This window comes from Yeosuana sp. (genome assembly GCF_057126245.1).
Window position 1 is genome coordinate 1 of record NZ_DBNGMQ010000059.1, and the last position, 1,614, is coordinate 1,614.

A 1,614-nucleotide genomic window follows, 5' to 3' on the forward strand; every position below is an offset into this window, starting at 1 on the left:
CATAGTCTTGATAAGTATGCTCCTCAAATTGATTGTTAATCTTTTCTGATTCAGTTAAATTTGTTTATCCCCCTACTAAAATTTATAATGACATTAATCATTTCCTATTCTTTGAGTAATATCTAATATTATAAGAACTAAAAGCTATTGTATTATGAAAAGTTTAAAATTAGCCGCTATTGTCTTATTATTTGGCATTGCAGCATTTTCACAAAATTTTAATGCAGGGATTAGTGCCGGATTACCCACAGGAGAAACAAGAGAACATTTCTCATATAATCTTACAGCAGAAGTAAACTGCCTATGGAAACTATCTAAAATTTTTGATGCCGGAATTATAACTGGGTATTCCCATTATTTTGAAAATAAAACAGGTGACGAAGCTTATGGTTATATTTCTTTCTTGCCTATAGCAGCTGCTACCCGGTTTAATTTGTCTAAAAGATTTATAATAGGACTTGATGTTGGTGGCACTATTGGAATTGGTGGAATTGGTATAAATGAAGGGCTTTATTTCGTGCCAAAATTACAATATAGTATTAAAGATTCTATAGATTTAGTAATTGCTCAGCGTTCTTTGGTGTATGATGTAGTTTTTGGAGGGTCTAGAGATGTAGTTTCAATTGGTTTAGAGTTTAGATTATAATAGCTCTTCTTTTACCTGTTAAGCATAGGATTCCACCTTCAATAAACACCCCTGGGTGTATAAAACAACACCTTATAACCCCACTTATTAGCATTATTTAAATACCAAAGCTATGTTTACATAACGCTATTATGTAAAATAGCCGCTCTCCAACGTTCTTAATAGCACATTACAATTTCTACCAAAATTGTAAAGTGCTATTTTTCTTCCTGTATGAGTAATGTATTTAAAAACTTATTGTCATAAATCTTTTAAATACGTTTCACCTACATTATGCTGCTTCATTCTTTTCGAGGTATTAGAATCTAATAAAACTTAATTAATTTTATTTACTCAAAGAAAGGGCTAATTTCAAACGAGGTTTTCTATTTATGTGATTAAATTTAAAGATAATTTCGGCTGAATTTTAATGATTTAATTGGATTACGTGGAGTAAAAACACCCTTTTAGCTAAAAAATATTATTAGAGGATTACTTTCCCGAATTTTTAGTCTTAATTTATCAATCACTAAAAATATTTTACATTATGAAAAAAGCATTAATATTTTTTACCTTTTCATTATTATTCCTTTTCGGTTGTAGCAATGAAGAAATTGTAACAAGTGAGGAATTGCAATCTAATGACACAAAAAAAGAATTCCTAAGTAAGATTAACTCAAACGATAAAGGTATTATACATCAAGTTACAGCTGGTGGAAATGACATTTGTGAAGCATTGGGTGGAGAACCTGGATGTGATAAAAACTATTCATTAGTTGCAATTATGCATGCTGATGGAACTGTAGAAGGACAGCTAATTGATATGTGGCCAGATGAATATGGAGGAATACATGTAGAAATAACTTGTATGATTGTTGAAGGAAATATGGCAAAAGTAGGAGGCATTGTTAAAAAAGGAAGATGGGGTGAAATTGACATAACTGGTAGGTCCTTGGTAGTATTCTTAAAAGACAATGGGACTTCCAATA

At 30.7% G+C, this 1,614-nt stretch carries 2 protein-coding genes; both read left to right on the plus strand.

Annotation, left to right across the window (positions count from 1 at the left end):
• Positions 1–154 precede the first annotated feature (154 nt).
• A complete protein-coding gene (locus AC15TD_RS07330; protein ID WP_484451485.1) occupies positions 155–646 on the plus strand; it encodes a hypothetical protein in 492 nt (163 codons plus the stop codon).
• 526 nt (positions 647–1,172) lie between these two features.
• Positions 1,173–1,614: hypothetical protein (locus AC15TD_RS07335; protein ID WP_484451486.1), on the plus strand; the 442-nt coding region annotated here is incomplete at its 3' end.